This is a genomic window from Streptomyces daliensis (assembly GCF_054782395.1).
Map to the genome: position 1 here is coordinate 1 of NZ_BAAGSO010000025.1, position 6,338 is coordinate 6,338.

General features: G+C 71.1%; 5 protein-coding genes. 2 read left to right on the top strand and 3 right to left on the bottom strand.

The window, feature by feature from the left end:
* Nucleotides 1-325: 325 nt before the first annotated feature.
* Nucleotides 326-3,868, top strand: coding sequence for a transcription-repair coupling factor (gene mfd, locus ACYVOO_RS05930; protein ID WP_461014578.1), 3,543 nt, complete (start codon nucleotides 326-328; stop codon nucleotides 3,866-3,868).
* A gap of 89 nt (nucleotides 3,869-3,957) precedes the next feature.
* Here mfd and ACYVOO_RS05935 read toward each other — a convergent pair whose 3' ends face one another.
* From ACYVOO_RS05935 to ACYVOO_RS05945, 3 genes are read right to left on the bottom strand one after another with little or no spacing between them, the layout of a single operon-like run.
* The gene (locus ACYVOO_RS05935) at nucleotides 3,958-4,434 is read right to left on the bottom strand and encodes a hypothetical protein (RefSeq protein WP_461014579.1); all 477 of its coding nucleotides are present in this window, start codon (nucleotides 4,432-4,434) and stop codon (nucleotides 3,958-3,960) included.
* Between the two features lie 29 nt (nucleotides 4,435-4,463).
* Complete coding sequence (locus ACYVOO_RS05940; RefSeq protein ID WP_461014580.1) at nucleotides 4,464-4,706, bottom strand: DUF397 domain-containing protein; 243 nt, start codon at nucleotides 4,704-4,706, stop codon at nucleotides 4,464-4,466.
* A complete protein-coding gene (locus ACYVOO_RS05945) occupies nucleotides 4,703-5,557 on the bottom strand; it encodes a helix-turn-helix domain-containing protein (protein ID WP_461014581.1) in 855 nt (284 codons plus the stop codon). Before ACYVOO_RS05945 ends, ACYVOO_RS05940 begins: the two co-directional genes overlap by 4 nt.
* Nucleotides 5,558-5,953: 396 nt before the next feature.
* Here ACYVOO_RS05945 and ACYVOO_RS05950 point away from each other — a divergent pair, with 396 nt between their 5' ends.
* A complete protein-coding gene (locus ACYVOO_RS05950) occupies nucleotides 5,954-6,298 on the top strand; it encodes an ATP-binding protein (protein ID WP_461014582.1) in 345 nt (114 codons plus the stop codon).
* Nucleotides 6,299-6,338: the final 40 nt, after the last annotated feature.

Sequence of the window (6,338 nt, forward strand, 5' to 3'; positions counted from 1 at the left end):
CGGCGGTGCCGAACCGTCCCGCGTGGCGGGGGAGGGGCCGGCGGTGCGGCCAGGCCCACCCCTGTTCCGCCGCGACGGCGAGCCGCCCCACGGCGCATCCCGGCGGTGCCGAGCTGTCCTGCGTGGCGGGGAGGCGCCGGGCCCAGACAGGGGCACAGGGCCGGTGACCTCGCGCCCCCGCGCACCATACGCACCGCACCGCGGCCCCCCGCAGCGTCGTACCCTGGAGGCCCCGGCCGCGCCCCGCGTGTCCGGGTCTCCGCGCTGTCCAGCCCCGGGTAGCCCACCGCCACCCCCAGCCCACCCACGGGACGGAACGCCCTTCATGAGTCTCAACGGACTGCTCGACGCCGTCGTGCGGGACCCCGCGCTCGACGAGGCCGTCAAGGCCGCCGCCGACGGCAACCGGCACCACGTCGATCTCGTCGGCCCCCCGGCCGCGCGCCCCTTCGCCGTCGCCGCGCTCGCCCGCTCCGCGCGGCGGCCCGTGCTGGCCGTGACCGCGACGGGCCGTGAGGCCGAGGACCTGGCGGCGGCCCTGCGCTCGCTGCTGCCGCCGGACGGCGTCGTCGAGTTCCCGTCCTGGGAGACCCTGCCCCACGAGCGGCTCTCGCCCCGCTCGGACACCGTCGGCCGCCGCCTCGCCGTGCTGCGCCGCCTGGCGCACCCGGACCCGGCCGACCCGGCGACGGGCCCCGTCAGCGTCGTCGTCGCACCTGTGCGCTCCGTGCTTCAGCCGCAGGTCAAGGGTTTGGGCGAGCTGGAGCCCGTCGCGCTGCGCCAGGGCCAGAACATCGACCTGGAGGAGGTCGTCGACGGGCTGGCGGCGGCCGCCTACGCGCGCGTCGAGCTGGTCGAGAAGCGCGGCGAGTTCGCCGTGCGCGGCGGCATCCTGGACGTGTTCCCGTCCACCGAGGAGCACCCGCTGCGGGTGGAGTTCTGGGGCGACGACGTCGAGGAGATCCGCTACTTCAAGGTCGCCGACCAGCGCTCGCTGGAGGTCGCCGAGCACGGCCTGTGGGCGCCGCCGTGCCGTGAGCTGCTGCTGACGGACGACGTGCGCGAGCGGGCAGCGGCCCTCGCGCAGGAGCACCCGGAGCTGGGCGAACTGCTCGGCAAGATCGCCGAGGGGATCGCCGTCGAGGGCATGGAGTCGCTGGCTCCGGTCCTCGTCGACGAGATGGAGCTGCTGCTCGACGTCCTGCCCGAGGGCAGCATGGCCATGGTGTGCGACCCGGAGCGGGTCCGTACGCGCGCCGCCGACCTGGTGGCCACCTCGCAGGAGTTCCTCCAGGCGTCCTGGGCCGCCACCGCCGGGGGCGGCGCGGCCCCCATCGACGTGGACGCGGCCTCCCTGTGGGGCATCGCGGACGTGCGCGAGCGGGCCCGTGAGCTGGGCATGATGTGGTGGTCGGTGAGCCCCTTCGCGGCCACGGACGACGCGGACCCGGAGCTGGACACCCTCACCCTGGGCATGCACGCGCCCGAGACGTACCGGGGCGACACGGCCCGCGCGCTCGCCGACACCAAGGGCTGGCTGGCGGGGGGCTGGCGGTGCGTGTACGTCACGGAGGCGCACGGTCCGGCGGCCCGTACCGTCGAGGTGCTGGGCGGCGAGAACATCGCGGCCCGGCTCGACTCCGAGCTGGAGACGATCACCCCGTCGGTCGTGCATGTGGCCTGCGGCTCCCTCGACAACGGCTTCGTCGATCCGGGGCTCAAGCTGGCCGTGCTGACGGAAACGGACCTGTCGGGCCAGAAGGCGGCGGGCAAGGACGCGGCCCGCATGCCCGCGAGGCGCCGCAAGCAGATCGACCCCCTCACGCTCCAGCCGGGCGACTACATCGTCCACGAGCAGCACGGCGTCGGCCGCTACATCGAGATGGTGCAGCGCACGGTGCAGGGCGCGACCCGCGAGTATCTGCTCGTCGAGTACGCCCCGGCCAAGCGCGGCCAGCCCGGCGACCGCCTCTACATCCCCACCGACCAGCTTGAGCAGATCACCAAGTACGTGGGCGGCGAGGCCCCCTCGCTGCACCGGCTCGGCGGCGCCGACTGGACGAAGACCAAGGCGCGCGCGAAGAAGGCGGTCAAGGAGATCGCCGCCGACCTGATCAAGCTGTACTCCGCGCGCATGGCGGCCCCCGGCCACGCCTTCGGCCCCGACACGCCCTGGCAGCGCGAGCTGGAGGACGCCTTCCCGTACGCCGAGACCCCGGACCAGCTCACCACCATCGGCGAGGTCAAGGAGGACATGGAGAAGTCGGTCCCGATGGACCGGCTGATCTGCGGCGACGTTGGCTACGGCAAGACGGAGATCGCCGTGCGGGCCGCGTTCAAGGCGGTGCAGGACGGCAAGCAGGTCGCGGTCCTGGTCCCGACGACGCTGCTCGTGCAGCAGCACTTCAGCACCTTCACCGAGCGCTACGGCCAGTTCCCCGTCAACGTCCGGGCCCTGTCCCGCTTCCAGACCGACACCGAGGCGCGGGCGACGCTCGACGGGCTGCGCGACGGCACCGTCGACCTCGTCATCGGCACGCACCGGCTCTTCTCCTCGGAGACCAAGTTCAAGGACCTGGGCCTGGTCATCGTCGACGAGGAGCAGCGCTTCGGCGTCGAGCACAAGGAGCAGCTCAAGAAGCTCCGCGCCAACGTGGACGTCCTCACCATGTCCGCGACGCCCATCCCGCGCACCCTGGAGATGGCGGTGACGGGCATCCGCGAGATGTCGACGATCACCACCCCGCCGGAGGAGCGGCACCCGGTGCTGACCTTCGTCGGCCCGTACGAGGAGCGGCAGATCGGCGCGGCGGTGCGGCGCGAGCTGCTGCGCGAGGGCCAGGTCTTCTACATCCACAACCGCGTCGAGTCCATCGACCGCGCGGCGGCGCGGCTGCGGGCCGCGGTGCCGGAGGCCAGGATCGCCACGGCGCACGGGCAGATGTCGGAGCAGGCGCTGGAGCAGGTGGTGGTCGACTTCTGGGAGAAGAAGTTCGACGTGCTGGTCTCCACGACGATCGTCGAGAACGGCATCGACATCTCCAACGCCAACACCCTGATCGTGGAGCGCGGCGACAACTTCGGCCTCTCGCAGTTGCACCAGTTGCGCGGGCGCGTGGGGCGCGGCAGGGACCGCGGCTACGCCTACTTCCTGTACCCGCCCGAGAAGCCGCTGACGGAGACCGCGCACGAGCGGCTGGCCACCATCGCGCAGCACACGGAGATGGGCGCGGGCATGTACGTCGCGATGAAGGACCTGGAGATCCGCGGCGCGGGCAACCTGCTGGGCGGCGAGCAGTCGGGGCACATCGCGGGTGTGGGCTTCGACCTCTACGTACGGATGGTCGGCGAGGCCGTCGCCGACTACCGCGCGGCGCTCGACCCGGACAGCGCGGAGGAGGAGGCCCCGCTGGAGGTCAAGATCGAACTGCCCGTCGACGCGCACGTCCCGCACGACTACGCGCCCGGCGAGCAGTTGCGGCTCCAGGCGTACCGGGCCATCGCCTCCGCGAACTCGGAGGCGGACATCGCGGCGGTCCGCGAGGAACTGACCGACCGCTACGGTCCGCTGCCGGAACCGGTCGAGAACCTTCTCCTGGTCGCGGGCCTGCGCATGCTGGCCCGCGCCTGCGGCGTCACGGACATCACCCTCCAGGGCAACAACGTCCGCTTCAGCCCCGTGGAACTCCGCGAGTCCCAGGAACTCCGCCTGAAGCGGCTCTATCCCCGCTCGGTCATCAAGTCCGCCGCCCACCAGGTGCTGGTTCCCCGGCCGAAGTCGGGGGGCGGGATCGGCGGCAAGCCGGTGGTGGGGCGCGAACTGCTGGCGTGGGTGGGCGAGTTCCTCACGACGGTGGTCGGGGCGTAGGCGGCCCCCGCCGGGTCCGGGGTGGGCCGGGCCCGCTTCGCGGGGTGCGCCGGGATCCGGTGCGTGGCTGATCCCTTCGCGGGCCGGGCTCAGTCCCGGCTCGCCCCTTCGGGCCACAGGACGTGGACGGGTACGCCGGCCCGACGCGCGTACGCCACCACGTCGGCGGTGCCGCCGTACCCCCGCGCGGGCCGCCCGTCCCACACGGCGACGAGCCGCTCGATGAGCCCCACCATGACCTCGCTGCCCGCCATGTGGGCGTCCGGGTCGGATGCGGTGAGCCCGGTGGAGTGGGCGTGGGTTGCCCGTCGCAGCAGGTCGTCGTACGTGGCGTGATGCCAGGCGGGCAGGCCGTCCCGGTACGCGCGGGCCGGGACGACGGCCTCGATCCGCCCGCCACGATCGAGCACGGCCCGCGCGAACCACGCGTCGGGCCCGTCGGCGAGACATGACACGCCGACAAGCGCGTCGGCCCCGTACCGCCCCACCTCGTCGGCGAGGGCCGCGCGGACCACCCGCTCGACCGTGGAGGGGAGACCCCGGTGCCCGGTGATGCCGAGGCGCATGACGGTTCCTCCCACTCGACTTCGTCAGCTCATGTGCGGCTGAACCGGCCCTCGTTCATGCCGGTGATGAATCCTGCGAAGGCTTCGTGGCCGAACAACAGCGCTGGCCCGGCGGGGTTCTTCGAGTCACGTATGGCGATGCCGGAGTGGGAGCGGGTCGCGTCCGCTATCTCTACGCACTGCGATTCGCTTCCCCCGCTGTAGGAGGACGTCTTCCAGTCCACGCCCTTGAGCTCGGGGGCTGTGAGGGTACGTCTGTTCTTCGTGGTCATTTGTGCGGTCCTTCCAGATACTCGTTGAGTAGGTCCCGTGACTTGTCGACGGTAAGCGCGATCTCGGCGATGGCGGCGAACTCCCTCTCCAGGAAGCTCACTTGCGCCGCGTCGTCGGTGTGGCTTCCGCCCATCGGGCCGTCCACACTGGCGACCTTCGCCCAAGGGTGTTTGTAGGACAGGAGGGTGATGGCGCCGCTCGATCCGTATGTCGGGTGAGTGGTGAGCGGGATGATCTGCAATTCGACGTTCGCCATCTCCGAAGCGTCGAGCAGTTTGCGAATTTGATCCCGCATGATGGCGGGCCCCGACTCGAACGTGGCGTGCAGTGCCGACTCGGGTACGAGGGCGTGCAGCCTGGTTGCTGTGCTGAGAACGGCCTGCCGGGCCAGCCGGATCGCGACCAGCATCTCGGCGTGCTCGGGGGAGACCGCAGTGGGCCGGCGGGTAATCATCTCCCGGACGTAGCCGGGGGACTGGAGCAGGCCTGGAACGATCACCGGGTGCTGGACCTGGAGTGTCTGAGCCTCGGCTTCCAGCTCGATGAAGTCGAGGTAATTCTGGCCGATGCGGCCCGCGTAGGCTGCCCACCAGCCTTCGCCAAGGGGCTGCTCCGCTGCCCGCGCGACCTCTTCGACACCGTCCGGATCGTCGACGCCCAACCGCTGGCACAGCGTTCGTACTTCCTCGTCCGAGACCCGGTAGGTGCCCCGCTCGATGCGGCTGAGCCGAGTGGTGTCCCACCCCATGAGCTTGGCGGCGTCCCCGGACCTCACAGTGCCGCGCCAGCGACGCAACTGGCCACCAACTCTTCGCCGTTTGATGGTTGGCGTCGCTCTCTTCTGCGTCATGGGCGCAGTTTGGCACGCTGCCGACGACCTCGGCGATGGGCACTAGCGTGCGAGCCATTTGGCGATCGTGTGAACCGTATTGCGTTACGACCGCCAAAAGGAGCACTCTTAAGGTCCAATGGGATGTGCCCGCGTCTCAGGCCACGCCTATTCGTCGCGCACGGTTCTTCCCGCTGCTCATGTGGGCCGGGTTCTCGCCTGGCCGGTAAGACCGTCGTCCCGTCGTGGACGTCGGCCCTCAACTCCTCCGACGAAGTCGAGGCAGCAATGCGCGAGCGCAGCACCGCTCAAGGCAAGACGCGGGACCGGATGGACCGGGAGCGCGCAACCGATCCCCCGCACCACCCATCCAGGAGACTCCCGACGACCCCGTCCGCGACCTCACGGGCCTTTGAGGTGGCCTTCACGCCGGAGCCTGTACGTGTGGGACACGTGCGTCGGATCACGGCTGCGTTCCTGGGGCTCTGGGACGTGGAACCGCTGGTCGAGAGCGTCGTACTCGCTGTCTCCGAGCTGGTCACCAATGCCGTCCGGCACGGGACCGGAGACGTGGGGCTGCGGGTCGTGTATGTGCCGGGTGAGCTGCGCGTCGAGGTCAGCGATGGGAGCGCGGCTCCGGCCGAACTGCGTTCCGCCGCCGATGACGACGAGTCGGGGCGCGGCCTCTTCCTCGTCGCCGTCCTCGCCCAGAACTGGGGGGTTACTGAGGTTTTCGGGTTGGTGTCGGTCAGGGTGGAGTGATGGCCAGTCCGGTCTCGGCCAGGCAGCCGTCGATGAGGTG